Source organism: Pacificitalea manganoxidans (genome assembly GCF_002504165.1).
GTDB lineage: Bacteria > Pseudomonadota > Alphaproteobacteria > Rhodobacterales > Rhodobacteraceae > Pacificitalea > Pacificitalea manganoxidans.
Genome location: NZ_CP021404.1, coordinates 1,450,729 through 1,471,713, shown reverse-complemented (window position 1 = coordinate 1,471,713; position 20,985 = coordinate 1,450,729). Strand labels below are relative to the sequence as shown.

General features: G+C 66.1%; 15 protein-coding genes. 7 read left to right on the top strand and 8 right to left on the bottom strand.

Going from position 1 to position 20,985, the window contains the following annotated elements; genetic code table 11:
* The 3 genes from ccmD (at position 1) to CBW24_RS06735 (ending at position 2,021) form a co-directional block, all read left to right on the top strand.
* The gene (ccmD, locus tag CBW24_RS06745) at positions 1-168 is read left to right on the top strand and encodes a heme exporter protein CcmD (protein ID WP_088664419.1); all 168 of its coding nucleotides are present in this window, start codon (positions 1-3) and stop codon (positions 166-168) included.
* Positions 161-724, top strand: coding sequence for a DsbE family thiol:disulfide interchange protein (locus CBW24_RS06740; RefSeq protein WP_097373078.1), 564 nt, complete (start codon positions 161-163; stop codon positions 722-724). Before ccmD ends, CBW24_RS06740 begins: the two co-directional genes overlap by 8 nt.
* A gap of 118 nt (positions 725-842) precedes the next feature.
* Positions 843-2,021: a lytic murein transglycosylase gene (locus CBW24_RS06735; RefSeq protein ID WP_097373077.1), complete on the top strand. Its 1,179-nt coding sequence runs from the start codon at positions 843-845 to the stop codon at positions 2,019-2,021.
* 76 nt (positions 2,022-2,097) lie between these two features.
* On the opposite strand, the gene CBW24_RS06730 is transcribed toward CBW24_RS06735, so the two are convergent.
* The 5 genes from CBW24_RS06730 to CBW24_RS06710 form a co-directional block, all read right to left on the bottom strand.
* Positions 2,098-4,452 (bottom strand): TRAP transporter large permease, encoded by a 2,355-nt coding sequence (locus CBW24_RS06730; protein ID WP_088664422.1) that lies wholly within the window; start codon positions 4,450-4,452, stop codon positions 2,098-2,100.
* Positions 4,453-4,470: 18 nt separating this feature from the next.
* Complete coding sequence (locus CBW24_RS06725; protein WP_097374156.1) at positions 4,471-5,364, bottom strand: TRAP transporter small permease subunit; 894 nt, start codon at positions 5,362-5,364, stop codon at positions 4,471-4,473.
* A 175-nt stretch (positions 5,365-5,539) separates the two neighbouring features.
* Positions 5,540-6,628, bottom strand: coding sequence for a TRAP transporter substrate-binding protein (locus CBW24_RS06720; protein WP_088664423.1), 1,089 nt, complete (start codon positions 6,626-6,628; stop codon positions 5,540-5,542).
* A gap of 717 nt (positions 6,629-7,345) precedes the next feature.
* On the bottom strand, positions 7,346-8,545 hold the full coding sequence (locus tag CBW24_RS06715; RefSeq protein ID WP_097374155.1) for a multidrug effflux MFS transporter: 1,200 nt from the start codon (positions 8,543-8,545) through the stop codon (positions 7,346-7,348).
* 259 nt (positions 8,546-8,804) lie between these two features.
* A complete protein-coding gene (locus CBW24_RS06710) occupies positions 8,805-9,770 on the bottom strand; it encodes a glycosyltransferase family A protein (RefSeq protein ID WP_157773102.1) in 966 nt (321 codons plus the stop codon).
* A gap of 226 nt (positions 9,771-9,996) precedes the next feature.
* Here CBW24_RS06710 and CBW24_RS06705 point away from each other — a divergent pair, with 226 nt between their 5' ends.
* The 4 genes from CBW24_RS06705 to CBW24_RS06690 all read left to right on the top strand — a co-directional run bounded on the left by CBW24_RS06705 (position 9,997) and on the right by CBW24_RS06690 (position 16,737).
* Positions 9,997-10,734, top strand: a complete 738-nt coding sequence (locus tag CBW24_RS06705; protein WP_157773100.1) for a hypothetical protein — start codon at positions 9,997-9,999, stop codon at positions 10,732-10,734.
* On the top strand, positions 10,721-11,233 hold the full coding sequence (locus tag CBW24_RS06700) for a hypothetical protein (RefSeq protein WP_097373074.1): 513 nt from the start codon (positions 10,721-10,723) through the stop codon (positions 11,231-11,233). Before CBW24_RS06705 ends, CBW24_RS06700 begins: the two co-directional genes overlap by 14 nt.
* Positions 11,234-11,904: 671 nt before the next feature.
* The gene (uvrA, locus tag CBW24_RS06695; protein ID WP_097373073.1) at positions 11,905-14,793 is read left to right on the top strand and encodes an excinuclease ABC subunit UvrA; all 2,889 of its coding nucleotides are present in this window, start codon (positions 11,905-11,907) and stop codon (positions 14,791-14,793) included.
* A 750-nt stretch (positions 14,794-15,543) separates the two neighbouring features.
* Positions 15,544-16,737, top strand: coding sequence for an MFS transporter (locus CBW24_RS06690; protein WP_097374154.1), 1,194 nt, complete (start codon positions 15,544-15,546; stop codon positions 16,735-16,737).
* An 89-nt stretch (positions 16,738-16,826) separates the two neighbouring features.
* On the opposite strand, the gene CBW24_RS06685 is transcribed toward CBW24_RS06690, so the two are convergent.
* From CBW24_RS06685 to cysS, 3 genes are read right to left on the bottom strand one after another with little or no spacing between them, the layout of a single operon-like run.
* The gene (locus CBW24_RS06685) at positions 16,827-17,642 is read right to left on the bottom strand and encodes a squalene/phytoene synthase family protein (protein ID WP_232530245.1); all 816 of its coding nucleotides are present in this window, start codon (positions 17,640-17,642) and stop codon (positions 16,827-16,829) included.
* Positions 17,639-19,372, bottom strand: a complete 1,734-nt coding sequence (gene cimA, locus CBW24_RS06680; protein ID WP_097373072.1) for a citramalate synthase — start codon at positions 19,370-19,372, stop codon at positions 17,639-17,641. Before cimA ends, CBW24_RS06685 begins: the two co-directional genes overlap by 4 nt.
* Positions 19,369-20,754: a cysteine--tRNA ligase gene (gene cysS, locus CBW24_RS06675; protein ID WP_097373071.1), complete on the bottom strand. Its 1,386-nt coding sequence runs from the start codon at positions 20,752-20,754 to the stop codon at positions 19,369-19,371. The genes cimA and cysS overlap by 4 nt, the downstream gene beginning before the upstream one ends.
* Between the last annotated feature and the right edge of the window lie 231 nt (positions 20,755-20,985).

The window sequence follows — 20,985 nt, the reverse complement described above, 5'->3', positions numbered from 1 at the left end:
ATGTTCGATCTAGGGAAATACGCGGCCGAGGTCGCTTGGGCCTATGCTGCGACCGGCATCCTGCTGGCCGCTCTGGTAGGGCTCAGCCTGCACCGCGCACGCCGGGTGCGCGCGGCGCTCGCCGCGATGGAAGCGACCCGCCCGCGCAAGGAGCCGTCCAATGGCTAAAATCTCGCCGCTGATGATCCTGCCGCCCGCGATCTTTGCCGCGCTGGCGGGGTTGTTCATGTCCGGGTTGGTGCGCGAAGACCCCGATCAATTGCCCTCCGCCCGCGCCGGGCAAAGCGCTCCGCCCCTGACGGTCACGGCCTTGGGCGATCTGCCGGGGTTCGATGACGACACCCTGCGCGATGGCGAGGTGAAGCTGGTCAATTTCTGGGCCAGCTGGTGCGCGCCCTGCCGGGTGGAGCATCCCAATCTGACCGCACTGGCCGAGGCCGGGCTGGCGGTCTACGGCATCAATTACAAGGACGAGCCCGACAACGCGCTGGGGTTCCTCGACGAATTAGGCAATCCCTATCGCGGCGTGATCGCCGACCGCACCGCCCGCACCGCGATCGACTGGGGCGTCTACGGCGTGCCGGAAACCTATGTCGTCGATGGCGATGGCACGATCCTGACCCGCTTTGCCGGGCCGCTCACCGAACGCTCCATCGAAAGCACCCTGCGCCCCGCGCTGGAGGAGGCAGGCGTCACCCTGCCCGATCCGCTCCCCGTCGAATAGCCGAGCCAGCCTGCCCCGGCCCAACCCGTCTTTGCCATAGCGCCGCGATGCGCTAGGATTGCGCCCATCGATCCGGGCGCAGATCCGGGCACATCGCAGCGCGAGAGGCGGGCAGAGCATGACATTCCACACCATCGGCAGACGCACATTCACCTTGGGGCTGGGCACGTTGGGGTCGCTGACCCTTGCAGCCTGCGGCACCCCCGCCCGGCTTGCCTCAGGCGGCGGCTTTGCGGGGAGCGGCGGCTCCGCCACGCTCGACGCCGATCTGCGGCCCCAGCCCAACGCGGCCTATGACGCATGGGTCGCGGCGTTTCGCGGGCGCGCGGCGGCGCAGGGGATTTCGCAATCGACGCTGGCGGCGTCGTTCCGCAATGCCGGTTTCCTGCCCGGCGTCGTGACGCGGGATCGCAACCAGACCGAATTCAGCCGCACGCTGGAGGATTACCTCGCCATCGCCGCCTCTGACAGCCGGGTCAGCGATGGCCGCGCGGCCTATGCCCGCCATCGTGGCACGCTCCAGCGGCTGGAGGCCAAATACGGCGTCGACGCGCAGATCATCGCGGCGATCTGGGGGTTGGAAAGCTTCTACGGCACGCGGCGCGGTAACGTCCCGGTGATCTCCGCCACCTCTACCCTCGCCTTTGACGGGCGGCGCGGCGCGTTCTTTGAAAAACAGCTCATCGCGGCGCTGAAGATCGTGCAGAACGGCGACATCACCCCCGACCGCATGACCGGCAGCTGGGCCGGGGCAATGGGGCACACCCAGTTCATCCCGACGTCTTACGAGGCCTTCGCCGTCGATTTCACCGGCGACGGGCGGCGTGACATCTGGTCCGACGATCCCACCGACGCGCTGGCCTCCACCGCTGCCTATCTGGCGCGCAATGGCTGGGTGCGCGGCCTGCCGTGGGGCGCGGAGGCCGGACCCGGCGCGCCGCAGGGCCGGGTGATCCAGCCGCAGCCCGGCGGGCCGCGCTTTGTCGTCACCCGCAACTTCGACGCGATCAAGCGCTACAACAACTCCGACAGCTACGCGATTGGCGTGGGGCACCTGTCGGACCGCATCCTTGGTGGCGGACCGCTGCGCGCGCCCTTCCCGCCCGATGCCAACGGTCTGACCAAGGCGGACCGGCAGTTGCTGCAACGGCGCCTGACGGCCAATGGCTTTGACACGGGCGGCGTGGATGGGGTGATCGGCCCGGACAGCCGCGCCGCGATCAGCGCCTATCAGCGGTCGCGCGGCCTGCCCGCAACGGGGGAGCCGTCGCAGGCCCTGCTGCAAAGCCTGCGCTGATCCGCAAAAAACCTGAAAAAAGCGGACCGCGCCCCGGACTTCCCCGAGGCGCGGTTTTTCTATGCCTCGCGCGGGCTCAGTGCCCCATCAGGTTCGGCACGATGGTCACCACCTGCGGGAACATCCACAGCATCCCCAGCCCCAGCACCTGGATCAGCACGAACGGGATGATGCCGCGATAGATATGGCCCGTCGTCACCTCCGCCGGGGCGACGCCGCGCAGATAGAACAGCGCGAACCCAAACGGCGGCGTCAGGAACGAGGTCTGAAGATTCACCGCGATCATGATCGTCACCCATTTCGGGTCCATCGTGCCGCCATAGATCACCGGCCCGACAATCGGGATAACGATGTAGATGATCTCCAGAAAATCCAGCACGAAGCCCAGAATGAACAGCACCAGCATCACCAGCAGGAACACCACCCATTCCTGATCGAAGCTGCGCAGGAAGTCCTGAATGTAATGCTCCCCGCCAAAGCTGATGACGACAAGGTTCAGCAATTGCGAACCGATGAGGATGGTGAACACCATGCTGGTGACCTTGGCCGTTTCCCGCACCGCAGGCCGCAACACGCCGGTGCGCAGCAGCACCCATGCCGAATAGACGATGCCGAACATGGCAAAGTAGAACGCGGCGGTGGCTGCCAGATAGGCGATCCAGTCCTCGACCGCGACAGCATCGCGCTGCACCCGCAGGTCGAAATTCGCGCCGATCAGGATCATCACCACCACGGCAAAGGCCGCGCGGATGATGATGCGCCCGGTGCGCCCTTCCTCCTGCAGTTTGCGGTAGGCGGCCAGCATGATCGCCCCGCCCGCGCCCAGCGCCGCTGCCGGTGTCGGGTTGGTGATCCCGCCAAGGATCGAGCCCAGCACCGCGACGATCAGCACCAAGGGCGGGATCACCACGCGGATCAACTCGTTCTGCCCCAACAGGCCCGAGGCATAGCGGCACCCGTAAAGCGTCAGCGCGAGTGGCAGCGCAAGGATCAGCAGGCTGGTGCCCGCGCTCATCTGCGGCCCGATCAGCGCAATATCGGCCAGCAGCGCCAGCACCAGACCCACGGCACCGATCACCAGCGGACCAGCCGGGGCGACGGGGGCCACGCCCCGCGCGGTGGTCAGGATCAGCGCGAACAGGACCACGGCGGTCAACACGCCGGTCCCGATGGGCGCGATCCCCGCCAGATGGGTAGCACGCGCCTGCGTCAGCTCATCCTCGGTCAGACGCCGGGATTCAGCCCCGCCCCCCGACGCGGCGATGGCATCGCGCTGCGCCACGGCCTCGTCCCATGCGGACTGGCCATGCAACTCGATCATCGACGCCTGACACTGGGCCGAGACATTGGTGCGCAGGCTCGCGCTTTCCCCGACGGCGGTGAAATTCGACACCCGCAGATCCTGACTGCCCGACAGACCCACCTGCCCCAGCAGCAGCGCGCCGCCCAGCACCAGAACCGGCGCGGCCACGAACCATGTCAGCTTCTCGCGCCGGGTCGTGACCTGCACGCCCGACACCTCGCCCATCACCGCCGGGGCCTTGGACGGGTTCAGCATCGCATAACCAAACGCATAGGCCGCATAGAGCGCCGCCAGCAGCACGCCGGGCAGGATCGCCGCCTGAAACAGCGTGCCCACGGACACCACCGCCGCCTCGCCCAGATAGGTCAGCGCGTCCGAGCATCCCGCCGCCTGCGCACGGGTTTCCTGCGCGGTGGCATAGAGATCGCCCGCCAGCGTGCCCAGCAGCACGATGACGATCGACGGCGGAATGATCTGCCCCAACGTGCCCGACGCGGCAATGACGCCCGTGGCCAATTGCGGCGAGTAGCCCGCGCGCAGCATGGTGGGCAGCGACAGCAGACCCATCGTCACCACCGTGGCGCCCACGATCCCGGTCGAGGCCGCAAGGAACGCGCCCACCACCACGACCGACACCGCCAGCCCGCCCGGCAGCGGCCCAAAGACGCGCGCCATCGTGGTCAGCAGGTCGTTGGCGATCTTCGAGCGTTCCAGCACGATGCCCATCATCACGAACATCAGCACCGCCAGCAGCGTCTCAATCGACGCGCCTGCGAATACACGCTCGTTCATGCGGTTGACGATAAAGCTCAGGTTGCGGTCCATCGCCTGTTCCCAGCCGCCGGGAAACAGCGCCTCGGTCACACGGGGCAGGTCCGGGTAGCGAAACCGCGAAATCTCGACCGGGTTCACCCCGGAATTGACCAGATCCCGATAGGCGGCGGAATTGCTGTCCACCGCCGCATGGGTCAGCACGCCCGCCGTATCGAGCGCGGCGATGATGGCAAAGGAAATCAACCCGGCCCCGCCGATGGCAAAGGCCACGGGGAAGCCCGACAGGATCCCCCCGAAGAGACACAAAAGCACGATGATCAGGCCGATCTCGACGCCGTCCAGTCCGAATAGCATATACTTGTTTCCCTGACCTTAATGGGTGCCTTCAAAGGCCTCTTCGCCCGCGCCCAGCGTGTCGCGGTCGAGGTATTTGTCTGCGCTTTCGGGGCCTTCGCGCCATTCCAGCCAAGAGCGGTAGAAAAAGGCGATCGCCTGCAAGAACACCAGCGCGGTGAACGCCACCATCAGGATCTTGAACAGGAAATAGGCGTTAAAGCCGTTGGGCGAAAACCCGATCGTCTCTACGTTCCACTTCACGATCCGCGCTTTCTTCAGCATCAGATCCAGCTTGTCGGAGGCCGACACCTTGGGCGTGATCAGGTTCCGCCACAGGAAAAACCACGCATACATCCATGTCAGCACCGTCACCGGCAGCATGAACAGCAGCGCCCCGGCCATGTCGATCACCCGCTTGGTGCGGTGACCCACGGCGGAATAGACCAGATCGACGCGCACATGCCCGCCCTGCACGAACGTGTAGGTGACGCAGAGCGCCACGACCATCGCGTTGTAAAGTTTCAGTTCCTCGGAAAACCAGCCCACGGATTGGGTGAATCCCAGCCCGATCGGCGCCACCGTGATCTCGCCCAGCCGGAACACCGATTGCAGAAAGATGATGACGATCTGCTGGAACACCATCAGCAGGCCGATCCACGCCACCGCGCGCCCGACCCCGTTGGCGAAGCCTTCCAGCCCGCGCACCATCGCCCACATGAACCGGGGGAAGATCATCCCCAGCACCGTCAGCACCAGAACGATGTCGAGCGCCGCGAACAGCAGCTCGACCGAGCCGCCGTAATAGATGAACCGGATCAGCGCCTCCGGATCGTCCCAGTTCAGCCATTGGCCGGGATGGGTGACCGCATAGGCGATGTGATAGAAGCCAAGCGCGATGTTCTGCGCCAGCCAGATCAGGCCCTGGAGCATCGGGGTCTCCATGTCAGGGGGCCGGTGCGGGCCGCGGGCGGTGGGCGCGCGTTCGCAAGGCCCCGAAAGGGTGGAACGAAGGCAAAGCGGCGGGGCGTGCTTTGCGGATCATGCGAGGACGGCAAAGGCCGCGCGCGGGGTGTCGCGCGCGGCCAGCCATGTGTGGCAGAGCCCGTCAGAGCGCGTCGAGCACCCGGTTCCGCTGCGTGGTGTAGGCGCTGTCGGACACCGACAGCCAGCCGGAGGTGGAGCGCATGGAGTTCATGGCCGAATTGTGGATCTTGGCGTAGATCTCATCGTCCATGTTTTCCGCCAGCACTTCCTGACTGGCGCGGCCAAAGGCCTCCCAGATATCGTCCGAGAACGTCTGGATCTGCACGCCGGAGGATTTCAGCCGCTCCAGCGCCGGGCCGTTATTGGCGATGAACAGCGCGTAGTTGTGCTGATGCGCATCGGCGGCGGACAGTTCGAACGCCTTTTGCTGCGACGGCGTCAGGGTGTTGAACACCTCAAGGTTACAGGCCACCGACAGCGCCGCGCCCGGCTCGTGGAAACCGGCGGGGTAGTAGTTCTTGGCGATCTCCTGAAGCCCCAGCTTCTCGTCCGACCAAGGGCCGATCCATTCGGTCGCGTCCAGCGCGCCTGTCGACAGGGCCTGATAGATCTCGCCGCCCGGCAGCACCTGCACCGAAGCGCCAAGTTTTGCCATCACCTGACCGCCAAGGCCCGGCATACGGAATTTTAGGCCCTGAATGTCGTCGGCGGAGTTGATCGGATTGCGGAACCAGCCGCCGCCCTGCGCGCCGGTCTGACCCGCGATGAACGACTTGATGCCGAAAATCTCGCCCAGCTCGTGATGCAGCGCCATGCCGTCCTGACCGTAATACCAGGTCATGATTTCCGGCGCGGTCATGCCAAAGGGCACCGCGGTGAAATAGGCAAACGACGGGTGCTGCCCGATGAAATAGTAATCCGCCCCGTGATAGATATCGGCCTGACCTGAGGTCACGGCGTCGAACACTTCCAGCGCGCCCACCAATTCGCCCGCGGCCTTCGGCTCGACGGTGATCTGACCATCGGTGGCGGCGGTCATGTTATTGGCGAACCGCTCCACGGAATCCCACACGCCCGCCAGCCCGCGGGGCCATGTGGTGACCATGGTCAGGGTGCGCTTGCCCTGCGCATAGGCCGGAGCGGCCAGAGTGGCGGCGGCAGCGGCACTGCCCCCCAGCGCAGACGTGCGCAGAAAAGAACGACGATCCATGTATATCCTCCCGGTCTCCGCCACTCCCCAGAGGCGGATGATTGCAAGTGACCCGGACGTTACCCCGCCCCGCCGCGCACGGGGAATACCGGGAACTACGTAGAGAGGGTGGATTTTTGCGGAAATGACCCAAAGGAAAGGTATTTTTGCAAAGGTTCCGTTAGGTCAGACGGTGTTTTCGGTCGCGATCGGGACGGTATTCCAGCCCGAGCGGCCTAGCAGACCCCCAACGCGCAACGGAAGCCTGCCCGTGGGGTGGCGCCGCAACGACTGAACCGCGCGCTTTATCCCGGCCAAATACCTCCCCGCTCAGAGGTCAGCGCAAGGTGGCAAAGCGCCAGCCCGCAGGGACGGGCAGGCGCTCGCCCGCGCGCTTCGCTTGTTCGCGGGCGGGGGTGCGAAGTTCGAAGGCGAGCCCCGATCGGCACTGCACACCTGGCGCAACGCTAGCCTGCCCGTGGGATGGCGCCGCAACGACAGAACGGCGCAGTTTATCCCAGCCAAACACCTCCCCGCCCCGAGGTCAGCGCGAGGTGGCCGAGCGCCAGCCCGCCGGAACGGGCAGGCGCTCGCCCGCGCGCCCTGCGGGCTTGTCCGAGAGCGGGGATGCGTAGCCCCACGGTAGCCCGCCCGACCGGCCAGGCGCTCCCCCGCGCGGCTTCGCCTTGCTCGCGGGCGAATGCGCTCAGCCCGACGCCTGCGCCCCCGACGCCGCTCTCACCCCTGCGCCGGGGCCGCACCCAGATTGCGCAGGGTCAGCAGGCTCAGCACCAACGCCGCCGCGCCGCAGAACGCGATCACCGCGACCATCGGCAGCGCGGTTCCGTCAAAGAACGGCGCGCTCACCGCGATCATGACGCCGCCCACCAGCATCTGCAGCGTGCCGCCGAGCGACGAGGCCAGCCCCGCCACCTCACCATGCGGCTCAAGCGCCAGAACCATCGTCGTCGGGATCACCGTGCCCAGACAGGCATTGCCCAGAAACAACCCAAGGATCAGCACCCACAGCGCCGTGCCGCCCATCGCCGTGACCACCAGAAGCCCCATGGTGAAACAGGCAAATCCGCCGACGCCCAGCAGGATCAGCCGGGTCATGCCCAGCCGCACGGCCAATGGCCCCGCCGCCTGCGACGCGGAAAAGAACCCCACCGCGTTGATCGCGAAGGCCAGCGAGAACCCGGTCGGGCTCAGCCCATATTGGCCGGTATAGACGAACGAGGCTGAGGCGAGAAACACGAAGAAACTCGCCATCCCAAAGCCGCCCACCAGCGTCAGCCCCATGAACAGCGGATCGCTCAGCAATTGCCGCGACCCGCGCAGCAGGAAATTGAGCCGCACCGGGCGACGCCGCGCGACCGGCAGCGTCTCGGGCTGCAAGGTCACGGTCAGGATCACCGACAGCACCGCCGCGCCCGCCAGCACCCAAAACACCATGCGCCACCCCGCAAGGCTCAGAACCAGACTGCCCGCCAGCGGCGCAAGCATGGGCGACACCGAAATCACCAGCATGATCATCGCCATCATCCGCGTCGCCGCCGGCCCGGTGTAAAGATCGCGGATCACCGCGCGCGGGACCACCATCACCGCCGCACCGCCCAGCCCCTGCACCGCGCGCCACAGCACCAATGCCTCGACACTGCCCGCCAGCGCCGCCCCGACGGAGCCGATAAAGAACACCACGATCCCGGTCAGGATCGGCAGCTTGCGCCCGGATTGGTCCGCCCACGGGCCATAGACCATCTGCGCCACGCCAAAGGCCAGAAAATACGCGGTCAGCGTCGCCTGCACGCCGCCCTCGGTGGTGCCCAGCCCTGCGGCGATCGCGGGCATGGCGGGCAGATACATATCGATCGCGAACGGACCGACCATCGACAAAAGACCCAGCACCAAAGCGGTGCGCAGCAGACCGGGTTGCATGGCGGATCCTTTCAGCGATGCGGCGAGGGTAAAGGACGCGGCCAGCACGGGGGCCGGCGGCATCGGCGCGGACCTTACCCCCACCGGAAAGTCCCGGCAAGCACCGGCACAGGTCAGCCGCCATGCATGCCGGGCAAGCGCTCCGCAGGCCCCGCTAGGTGATCCGCACCGCGCGGGGGGCGGGACCAGACGACCCAATCCCGCCTTTCATGCGGCAGGCGGTGTCGGCACGAGACGCAAACGCGCGGGCACAGGCCCCCTAGCGGTCGACCTCGGTGTGATAACGGTCCGCATGGCTGTCGTAATGGCGGCTGCGATGGCCCAGCGCGCCTAAAATCAACCCGGCCGCGACTCCCGATTTATAAGCCACCTTCGCCAGACTGCGCCCGCGCGTGAACGGCGCAGCGATCAGGTTCAGAAAGGCTTCGAACAGTCGCGCAAAGGCTTTGCCCGCCACGCGCGCCAGCCCCTGTTTTTTGAACCGCACGCTGTTGGAGCTTTGGTCGCGGGCGCGGGCATAGACATAGCGCAGGGTCAGGCGTTTCTTCGGGGTCGGCTCTTCGACCACCGCGTCCGACACCCAGCAGCGCCGCCCGCCCTTTGCTTCAAGATCGAGACTGAAGCGGCTGTCGGAGCCGCCCGTCACCCGCAGCGACTCGTCAAAGCGCACGCCGTGTTCGCGCACGAAGTCCAGCCGCACGCACCAGTTGTTGGTGTAGATGTTATAGGGGTTGCTCACGCCTTGCTCCATGAAGCCGCGCCGCTCGCGATCCCGGCGTTTCATGCGGCGGGCCTGAAGTTCGAACACCGCACGGTTCAGCGCCGACAACTGCTCATCAGGCTCGACCAGCGCCACCGGCCCCCCGGCCAGATCGCAGCAATGTGCCTCCATCCCCGCCATCAGCGTCACCAGCCAGTCGGGCCGGACGGTCTCGTCATCATCGACAAATGTCAGGTAATCGAACCCGCCCTCCAACGCCATGTCGAGCGCCGTGTTGCGGGCGGCGGGAATGCCCGGACGCGGCTCCAGCGCGAAACGGACCTCCTCCGGCACGCGGGCGCGAAAGGCGTCAAGCTCCGCTTGGATCGTGGTTTCGGCGTCGTTCTCGGCAAAGAGAAAGGTGATTTGCGCCCCCGCTGGCCGCTCCATCGTCACGAAGGAGTCGAGCAATTCGGCAAACATGCCGGGACGACGACGCGTGATGGCTCCGACGGCGATACGCATTTCTGACCTTCCTTGATCCCTAATCTGCGTGGCGCGGGGGCGGCCCGTGTCGGGCCCGTTACAATTCCGCGCCTTGCGCTCCCTAAACCTTGATCCTTGCCGGGCCGCAACCCCACCGGCCCCTTCCCCGTCGGCAGGCTCCCGCCGAAGCGGGTCACATTTCCGCCGCATTTGGAACCGCACGGCTGTCCAAGCGGTTCTGTTGCCAAGCAAACGGAGCATCCCGATGAAAACCATGTCGCTCATTCTGGCAGCCACGGTCGCGGTCACCATGCCGATAATGGCCGAAGCCAAACCCGATGGCGAGAAGGCTGCAAAGAAATACGAAAAGTCCGTCAAGAAGTTTCGCAAGGAGGCCCGCAAGGCCGCCGAGAAGCATCAGAAAGATCTGCGCAAACAGGCCAAGAAGCTCGACATCTCGGTCTGTCCGCCGGGTCTCGCCAAGAAGGGCAATGGCTGCACGCCGCCCGGACTGGCCCGCCAAGCGGCGGTGACCCGCGACCGCGATCATCGCCACGAGGACGACCGGGACTATGTGAACCGGGATCGCGCCGTCAATGACCGCGACGACACCCGCAACGACAGCCGCGCCATCGCCCGTGCGGTCGCCCCGGCCACCGCGCCCCTGACCATCGACATGCGCCCCCGTCCGCGCCCGGCCACGCTGATGCAGGATTATCGCGACGATGCGGTCTATCGCGAGGCTTCGCTGGACCGTGACACCTATGTAGCCACGGATGTTGTGGCGACGCGCAATCGCGATGTGGATATCGACGGCGTCAATGACCGCCCCCTGGTCGGGCAGCGTTTGGATGGGGATTACGTCATCATCGAAGAACCGGGGCTCTATGATCTCGACCCGGACTACACCTATTATCGCGATGAAGATTACGTCTATCGCATTGACCCCGACACCCGCGAGGTGCTGGCCCTGATCGGAGTGCTGGAAAATGTCCTTAACTGACCGCCACGCGCCCCGTCGCGCGCCCCTGCATCCCGCCCGCGCGCGGGCTCATGCCCGGGCCAAAACCTATCCCCGGTTGTCCCGGTCCGAGGCCGTGCTCGCCGCCGCCATCGCCTCGCTGCTGGCCCTTGGGCTCAGCCTCGCCCTGCCCCGTGCCGCACAGGCCTGCCCGACCGAAAGCGCCGGCGCCGGTTGTGGTGGCGCCCTGTCGGAAAGCAGCGGCGGCGCCAAATTCGTGCGCGTCGCCCCGCGCGAAATCCGCACCGCCAGCCTCGACGGCGCGCGCCGCCTGTCCGCGCCCGCGCCCCAAAACCTGCTGGACCCCGGCGCCCCCCTGCCCGACGATTACATGATGTTGCTCAACTCGGAATATTACGGGCTGCCGCAAAACCAGGACGGCTGGGCCTATTTCCACGGGGATAAGCAGATCTACCGCGTCGAACAGGCCAGCCGCACCGTGCTGGAACGCGTCACCGCACAAGCCAACCGCGCTTGGTAAAGCGCGACGGTTTCTTGGCGGTCGCGCTCAGCACGCACGGCGCGGTCAAGCATAGAGCGCCACGCGAGCCTGCCCGTGGGATGGCGCTACAGCACCCGAACGGCCCACTTTATCCCAGTCAAACTCCTCCCCGCTCCGAAGTCAGCGTAAGGTGGCCAAGCGCCAGCCCGGTCGGACGGGCAGGCGCTCGCCCGCGCGGCTTCGCCTTGTTCGCGGGCGGGTGCGCTTAGATCGGAGTGATGTGTGGCCCCCCGTTACTTGCGCGTAGTGCCACCCTGCCCGTCGGATGGCGCTATACCGTCTAAACCGGCGGGCGTTATCCCAACTAAACCTTTTCCGCCCGGAGGCCAGCGCACGGTGACAAGGCGCCAGCCCACCGGGACGGCGCGGCACGCGTTCGCGCTTCGCCTGTCCGCGGGCGACGGCGCGGCACCGCGAACGGTGGGCTTTGTCACCGAACCCCATCAAAGCCCCCCCTCCACACCCCACACGCCCTCATCCCTCGCGCATACCCGCCTTGCGCGCGCGGCCCGTTTACGATTTGTTCGCAAATGGAGGTTGGCGGAACCGGGGAAAGCTCCTATCTGGTGAGACTGTCGCCGCGGGGTGTCTCACCCGGCCTCCGACGCCGCGCCCGTCCGGGGTGTCGGCAGCAGCACGAAAGGGCGGTCATGCCAGACCTGAAAATGATCGAGGTGCGCGGCGCGCGCGAGCATAACCTCAAGAATATCGATGTCGACATTCCCCGCGATCAGCTGGTGGTCATCACCGGGCTGTCGGGCTCGGGCAAATCCTCGCTCGCCTTTGACACGATCTATGCCGAAGGCCAGCGCCGCTATGTCGAAAGCCTGTCGGCCTATGCTCGGCAGTTTCTCGACATGATGGAAAAACCGGATGTGGATCACATCTCCGGTCTCAGCCCCGCGATCTCGATCGAGCAGAAAACCACGTCGAAGAACCCGCGCTCCACCGTCGGCACGGTGACCGAGATTTATGACTACATGCGTCTGCTGTTTGCTCGCGCGGGCACGCCCTACAGCCCCGCCACCGGCCTGCCGATCGAGGCGCAGCAGGTGCAGGACATGGTCGACCGCGTGATGACCCTGCCCGAAGGCACCCGCGCCTATCTGCTGGCCCCGATGATCCGCGACCGCAAGGGCGAGTATCGCAAGGAATTTCTGGAACTGCGCAAGCAGGGCTTTCAGCGGGTAAAGGTCGACGGACAGTTCTACGACCTTGATGAACCGCCCACGCTGGACAAGAAATTCCGCCATGACATCGATGTCGTGGTGGACCGGATCGTGGTGAAGGACGGGCTTGAAACCCGTCTGGCCGACAGCTTCCGCACCGCGCTCGATCTGGCCGATGGCATCGCCGTGCTGGAAACCGCCCCGCGCGAGGAAGACGGCGCGCCGGAGCGCATCACCTTCTCGGAAAACTTCGCCTGCCCCGTGTCCGGCTTTACCATTCCCGAAATCGAGCCGCGGCTGTTTTCGTTCAACGCGCCTTTCGGGGCCTGCCCGGAATGTGACGGGCTGGGGGTGGAGCTGTTTTTCGACGAACGGCTGGTGGTGCCGGATCTGAGCCTGCGCGTGGCCGATGGTGCCATTGCGCCGTGGCGCAAGGGCAAGAGCCCGTATTTCCTGCAAACCATCGAAGCCATCGCCAAACATTACGAATTCGACAAACGCACCCCGTGGAAAGACCTGCCCGCCCATGTGCAGCAGGTATTTCTGCACGGCTCCGGCGATGACGAGATCGCGTTCCGCTATGACGAAGGCGGCCGGGTCTATAACGTCACCCGCAGCTTCGAGGGTGTGATCCCGAACATGGAGCGGCGCTACCGCGAGACCGACAGCAACTGGGTCCGCGAGGAATTCGAGCGCTACCAGAACAACCGCCCCTGCGGCGCCTGCCACGGCTACCGCCTGCGGGACGAGGCTCTGGCGGTCAAGATCGGCTCGAAACAGGGCGGCGAAACCCGGCTGATGCATATCGGCGAAGTCGTGCAGATGTCGATCAAGGAAGCGTTCGACTGGTGCGCCGGCGTCCCCGAAGCGCTGTCGGCCCAGAAGAACGAGATCGCCCGCGCGATCCTGAAGGAAATTCGCGAGCGTCTGGGCTTTCTCAACAATGTCGGTCTGGAATACCTCACCCTGTCGCGCAACGCGGGCACGCTGTCTGGCGGCGAAAGCCAGCGGATCCGGCTGGCGTCGCAAATCGGTTCGGGCCTGACCGGGGTGCTCTATGTGCTCGACGAGCCGTCCATCGGCCTGCACCAGCGCGACAATGACCGGCTGCTGACGACGCTGAAAAACCTGCGCGATCAGGGCAATACGGTGATCGTCGTCGAACATGACGAAGAAGCGATCCGCGAGGCCGATTACGTCTTTGACATCGGCCCCGGCGCGGGCGTGCATGGCGGCTCCGTCGTCAGCCACGGCACCCCGGCGGAGGTCACCGCCGATCCGAATTCCGTGACCGGCCAATACCTTGCCGGCACGCGCGAGATCGCCGTGCCCGCCATTCGGCGCAAGGGCAACAAGAAGAAGCTGAAAGTGGTGAAAGCCACCGGCAACAACCTGCGCGAGGTCACCGTCGATTTCCCGCTGGGCAAATTCGTCTGCGTGTCGGGCGTGTCGGGCGGCGGCAAATCCACCCTGACCATCGAGACGCTGTTCAAGACCGCCTCCATGCGGCTCAACGGCGCGCGCCAGACGCCCGCGCCCTGCGAGACGATCAAGGGTCTGGAGCATCTCGACAAGGTCATCGATATCGACCAGCGGCCCATCGGACGCACGCCGCGATCAAACCCCGCGACCTATACCGGCGCCTTTACCCCGATCCGCGACTGGTTCGCCGGTCTGCCCGAGGCCAAGGCCCGCGGCTATAAGCCGGGACGCTTCAGCTTCAACGTCAAGGGCGGCCGCTGCGAGGCCTGTCAGGGCGACGGGGTCATTAAGATCGAGATGCACTTCCTGCCCGATGTCTATGTCACCTGCGAGACCTGCGGCGGCGCGCGCTATAACCGCGAAACGCTGGAGATCAAGTTCAAGGGCAAGAGCATCGCCGACGTTCTGGACATGACCGTCGAGGACGCGCAGGACTTCTTCAAGGCGGTGCCCTCGATCCGCGACAAGATGGACGCGCTGATGCGCGTGGGGCTGGGCTATATCAAGGTCGGCCAGCAGGCGACGACGCTTTCGGGCGGCGAGGCGCAGCGGGTGAAACTGTCAAAGGAACTGGCGAAGCGCTCCACCGGTCGGACGCTCTATATCCTCGACGAGCCGACGACGGGCCTGCATTTCGAAGATGTGCGCAAGCTGCTGGAAGTGCTGCACGAACTGGTCGAGAGCGGCAATACGGTGGTGGTGATCGAGCATAACCTCGACGTCATCAAGACCGCCGACTGGATCATCGATATCGGCCCCGAAGGCGGCGATGGCGGCGGCACGGTCGTGGCCACCGGCACCCCGGAAGAGGTCGCGCAGGTCGCCGAAAGCCACACGGGCCACTACCTCGCCCCAATGCTGAAACCGCGCAAGGTCGCGGCGGAGTAAGGGTGTGGTGGTGAAGCGCATCTAAGAAGAGAGCGCCGCAGTTCGGTCGCTCTCTCTTTGCGCAACGTGAGCCTGCCCGTGGGGTGGCGCTACACCGGTTGAGCGGGGTGCTTTATCCCGGCCAAACCCCTCCCTGCTCCGAGGCCAGCGCGAGGTGGCAAAGCGCCAGCCCGTTGGGGCGGGCAGGCGCTCGCCCACGCGGCCTGCGGCCTTGTTCGCGGGCGGTCCGGCTCAGCACGAATGCCCCCAGTCGAACATAAAGTGAGACGTGAGCCTGCCCGTGGGGTGGCGCTGCAACGGATGAGTGGGTGCGCTTTATGGTGACAGATCCTTCCCCGCTCTGAGGTCAGCGAGAGGTGGCAAAGCGCCAGCCCGGGGGACGGGCAGGCGCTCGCTCTCGCGGCCTTCGGCCTAGTTCGAGAGCGGGGGTGCGCGGCTGTGGGGATTCGGGTCAGAGAGGCTGCCGCATTGTTTCGCGTGCGAAACATTTTACAAAGTGTTCAGGGAATTTTGGCCCGGTTTGAGCGCGAAACTGCGTGATTGCGGCAGGCTGGACGGTGCACTGAGGAAATATTAACGCCCGCTCCGACACGGCCTTTCCAGAACGAATTACATGCTCGCCGCATGATATCACGCTTGCGGCACCTGTCGCCGCTCTGTAGCGATATTCGCATGAGCACCCATGACACCGCCCCGCACATCGCCGCACCTGCCAGCCCAGAGCCCGGCGGCTCCGGTGGGGGTGTCGACATGGCGCGGCGGGCGCGGCGCAATGTGGCGGTGCTGGTGGCGTCGCAGGGCCTGCTGGGCGCGCAGATGCCGCTGCATTTCGTGGTCGGCGGGCTGGCGGGGCAGATGCTGGCGCCGAACCCGTGTCTGGCCACCCTGCCCGTGTCGCTGCTGGTGCTGGGCTCGATGATTTCGGCGCCGCGCATTTCGGCATTGATGCAGCGGCGGGGACGGCGCACGGGGTTCCTGATCGGGGCCGCCGGCGGGGCGTCGGGCGCGGCGCTGTCGGCGGTGGGGGTGTGGAGCGGCTCGTTCCTGATCCTGCTGCTGGGCGCGTTTCTGACCGGCATCTATTTCGCCGCGCAGGGGTTCTACCGCTTTGCCGCCGCCGACACGGCCTCGGACGCGTTCCGCCCCAAGGCGATCAGCTATGTCATGGCAGGCGGGCTGATCGCCGCGCTGGTCGGGCCGCAGATCGTGAAGCTGACTTCCGAGGCGTTGCCCGTGACCTTCATGGGCACCTATCTGGCCGCGATCGGGCTGAATGCGATCGGGCTGATCCTGTTTCCGCTGCTGGACATTCCGCGCCCGCCCGCGCCGCGCCCCGATGCGCCCACCGGACGCACGCGGATGCAGTTGCTGCGCAGCCCGGCGATTGCCGTGGCGGTGATCTGCGCGATGGTGAGCTACGCGCTGATGAACCTTGTCATGACCTCGACGCCGCTGGCGGTGGTGGGCTGCGGTTTCACGACCGGCGATGCCTCTGACATCGTGACCGCGCATGTGCTGGCGATGTTCGTGCCGTCGTTTTTCACCGGTCACCTGATCGCCCGGTTCGGCGCGCCAAAGATCATCGCGACGGGGCTGGTGATCCTTGCCGCTGCCGGACTGATGGGGCTGAGCGGCGTGGCGCTGTCGCAGTTCTTCGGCACGCTGGTGCTGCTGGGGATCGGCTGGAATTTCGGCTTTATCGGCGCGACGACGCTGCTGGCGCAATCGCACCGCCCCGAGGAACGCGGCATGGTGCAGGGCATGAACGATGCGCTGGTCTACGGGCTGGTGACGCTGGCCTCGCTGGCGTCGGGCGGGCTGATGAACTGCTCTGGCGGGTCGGTGGTGCAGGGCTGGATGGCCGTGAACATCGCGATGGTGCCGTTTCTGGCACTGGCTGGCGGGGCGCTGATCTGGTTGACGGTGCGCCGACGCCGGGCGTGAGCCCGCCCCGGCGCGTGGATTTCACACAGACCGTAAGTTGAGCGGGACGGGCACGCAGCCCAGCTGTCAGGGCAGCGCCAGCGGCGGGATCACACCGCGCCGGTCAACCCGCGCCGCAGCAGCCCGAACCGGCGGGAAAATTCGCTGGGGGCTAGCGCGCCCTGCCCCACCCGCGCGGGATGGGCGGCGGCGCGTTTCAGGATGGCATCGGCCTGCCATGCGGGCCAGAGCGCGGGGCGCACCTGTTTGGGCAGGCGGGCGGCGCGGCCCTCGGCCAGCCAGTCGCGGCCCTCGCGGGCAAGGGCGCGCAGGGTGTCGGGACGGCCATCGGGCAGCGGTGCCTTGCCGCGCGCTTCCAACTCCGGCACCGCCATCAGATATTGCGCAAGCCCGTGGGCCCGGCCAATGGCGCGCACCGGGATCTGGGCCGCATCGCCCAGCAACAGCGCCGCCACCACCATCAGATTGCCTGCGGTGGCGTCGAGATAGGCGCGCAGGGCTGCCGGGTCATCAAACGGCATCTGGGCCGTGTCGCGGCGCCGGGCAGCGACCAGTTCATCGAGCAGCGCGGGCGCGGTCGACAGCCGGTCCGCCGCACCATCCGGAGCGGGGCGGCGCAATGTGTTGGCGAGCGGGGTCGCGACCTCGTGGCGGCGCACCGGGCCGCCGCTGGCGATTTCCTCCAGCACGTCACGCCACCATTGCAGGCGCATCTCGACGATCATCGGCTCCTGCGTGACCCAAGGCGCGCGGGCGACCTCGACGTTGAAGGCATAGAGCGGCAGCAGCGCGGCGCGGGCGGGCACGGGCGCTGCCATCAGCGTGGCAAAGCGGTCGGGATCGGCGCGGGCCACCAGCGCGGCGCAGGCGTCGAGATCGCCAGTGGGGGCGGTGGGATCGCTCACGCCGGGGCCCCGTCAGGGGCAGTGCCACTGGCGGCGGTGTCGTTGGGCGCGGTGCTGTCGGGAGAAGTGTCGGTGGGCGCGGTATTAGCGGGGTGGGCGGACCTGCCGGGCGCGGGCGCGCCGTCGCGGGCCAGCTTCCACCACACCGCATCGAGCAGCGCCTCGAAACTGGCATCCACGATATTGGCCGAGACGCCCACGGTGGACCAGCGGCGGCCCTCGCCATCCTCGCTGTCGATAATGACGCGGGTCACGGCCTCGGTCCCGCCATTGGTGATGCGCACCTTGAAGTCCACCAGCTTCATATCGTCGATATAGGATTGATAGGGGCCGAGATCCTTGGCCAGCGCCTTGGAGAGCGCGTTGACGGGGCCGCGATCCATGCCGGAGGCGTCGAGCGATTCCGACACTGACATGACCTTCTCGCCGCCGACCTTTACGACGACCACGGCCTCGGACAGGCTGACCATCTGGTTGCGCTTGTTGCGGCGGCGTTCGACCGTGACCTTGTAGCGTTTGACCTCGAAATAGTCAGGCAGCAGGCCGAGCGTCCGGCGGGCGAGCAGTTCGAAACTGGCCTGCGCGGTGTCGTAGCTGTAGCCCGCATCCTCGCGCAGCTTGATCTCGTCAAGGATCGCGGCCAGCCGGGGGTCGCCCTTCTCCACGCTCAGGCCCGCTTCGGCGAGACGCCCGCGCAGATTGGATTGACCGGCCTGATTGGACATCGGGATGATGCGGGCATTGCCGACGATGCCCGGCTCCACATGTTCGTAAGTGGAGGGGTCTTTGAGGATGGCCGAGGCATGCAGCCCGGCCTTATGCGCAAAGGCCGATGCACCGACATAGGGCGCGCTTTTCACCGGCACCCGGTTCAGCATGTCATCGAGCAGGCGGGAGGCGCGGGTCAGCCCCTTTAGCCCGTCGACGGTGACGCCCGTCTCATAGCGGCTGGCATAGGGTTCTTTCAGCAGCAGCGTCGGGATGATGGAGATCAGATTGGCATTGCCGCAGCGCTCCCCCAGCCCGTTCAGCGTGCCCTGCACCTGTCGCGCGCCCGCGTCGATGGCGGCGAGCGTGTTGGCGATGGCGTTGCCGGTGTCGTTATGGGTGTGAATGCCCAGCCGGTCGCCGGGGATACCGGCGGCGATGACTTCGGCGGTGATGCGCGCCACCTCGGAAGGCAGGGTGCCGCCATTGGTGTCGCAGAGCACGATCCAGCGCGTGCCCGCATCCCGCGCCGCCAGCAGGCATGACAGCGCGTAATCGGGATTGGCCTTATAGCCGTCAAAGAAATGTTCGGCGTCAAACAGGGCCTCGCGCCCCTGCGCCACGCAATGCGCCAGCGACGCGCCGATGTTTTCGAGGTTCTCCTCCAGCGTGATGCCAAGCGCGGTGGAGACGTGGAAATCATGGGTCTTGCCCACAAGGCACACCGCCGGGGTATTGGCGTTCAGCACGGCGGCCAGCACATCGTCATTGGCCGCCGAACGGCCCGCGCGTTTGGTCATGCCGAAGGCGGTCATGGTGGCGCGGGACAGCGGCGGGACGGCCTCGAAAAACGCGCTGTCGGTGGGGTTCGCGCCGGGCCAGCCGCCTTCGATCTGGTCGATGCCCAGCCCGTCGAGCAGGCTGGCGATGCGCTGCTTTTCGGCGAGCGAGAACTGCACGCCCTGAGTCTGCTGCCCGTCGCGCAGGGTGGTGTCAAAGAGGTAGAGACGCTCGCGGGTCATTTCAGCCTCTCCAACTGTGCGGGTTCGAAGCCCGCGCCGGGCACCAGATCGACGCCCTGCTTGGACATCCGCACCTCCACCCCGGCGGCAAGAAGCGCGGTTTTCAGGTGATCGACCTGTGAGAAATCCTTGGACTGCATGGCGGCGTCGCGGGCCTCGGCAAGGCGGCGCTGCAAGTCATCCAGAATGGAAAGGGTCGCGCCGTCTGCAGGGGACACGATTTCCCAGCCTGACAGGTTCTCACCAAGCAGACCTACAAGCTGGCCTGCAGCAAGCAGCGTGGACTGATCATGCGCATGCGCAAGTTGGTGCATTTCGGCGATATACCCTGATACATTCAGGTCGTCTGCAAGCAGTTGGAGCATGTGGTCTGGCACATCACCCGGTGTGACGTCGCGGGTTTGTTCCCGCCATTTTTGCAGGGTGCGCCGGGCAGTGTTGGCCCGTTCCTCAGTCCAGTCCATCGGCTTGCGATAATGGGTGGACAGGAACACGAAGCGGATGACCTCGCCCGGCACACCTTGGTCCAGAAGCTCGCGGACGGTGAAGAAATTGCCAAGGCTTTTGGACATCTTCTTGCCCTCGACCAACAGCATTTCGTTATGCATCCAGATCCGGGCGAAATCGCTGCCGGGATTGGCGCAGCAGCTTTGGGCGATCTCATTTTCATGATGCGGGAACATCAGGTCGTTGCCGCCGCCGTGGATATCGAAACTGTCGCCCAGCAATTCGCGGGACATGGCGGAGCATTCGATATGCCAGCCGGGGCGACCGCGGCCCCACGGGCTGTCCCAGCCGGGCTGATCGGGGGTGGAGGGCTTCCACAGCACGAAATCCATCGGGTTGCGTTTATAGGGCGCAACCTCGACCCGGGCACCGGCGATCATGTCCTCGACGGAGCGACCCGACAGCCGCCCATAGGCGGTGTAGCTTTCGACGGAAAACAGCACATGCCCCTCGGCGGCATAGGCATGACCGCCCGCGATCAGGGTTTCGATCATCGCGACCATGGCGGGGATGTAATCGGTGGCGCGGGGCATGGCGTCAGGCTCCAGCGCGCCGATGGCGGCCATGTCATCGAGATACCACTGGGTCGTCTCGCCGGTGATCTGGGCGATGTCGCGGCCCGTTTCCTCTGCCCGCGCGATGATCTTATCGTCCACATCGGTGAAGTTGCGCACATAGGTCACGGCATCGGCGCCATAGACGTGGCGCAGCAGGCGATTGAGCGTGTCGAACACCACCACGGGGCGGGCATTGCCCAGATGCGCGCGGTCATAGACAGTCGGCCCGCAGACATACATCGACACCGCGCCGGGGCGCATGGGGATGAGCGGCTCCTTACGCTTGCTCGCCGTGTTCCAAAGCCTGATCTCGGTCATGTCCGTTCCTCGCGTGTCGCGCGGCGGGATTAGCAAACTCGATCGGTTTTGGAAACGAAGGAAGCGGCCCGCCTGACGAATGTCAGCCGGTAATGCAGATGCGAATGATGCAGATGCAGCCGTTCATGAGGCAAGAGCTAGCAGAGCCGTTGCGATTTGGGAAGCGGCAAGACGCGCGCGGGGGGCGTGCGGGTCGGAGTGCGCCCGGGGGCCCGGGGTGCCGTGCCGGTC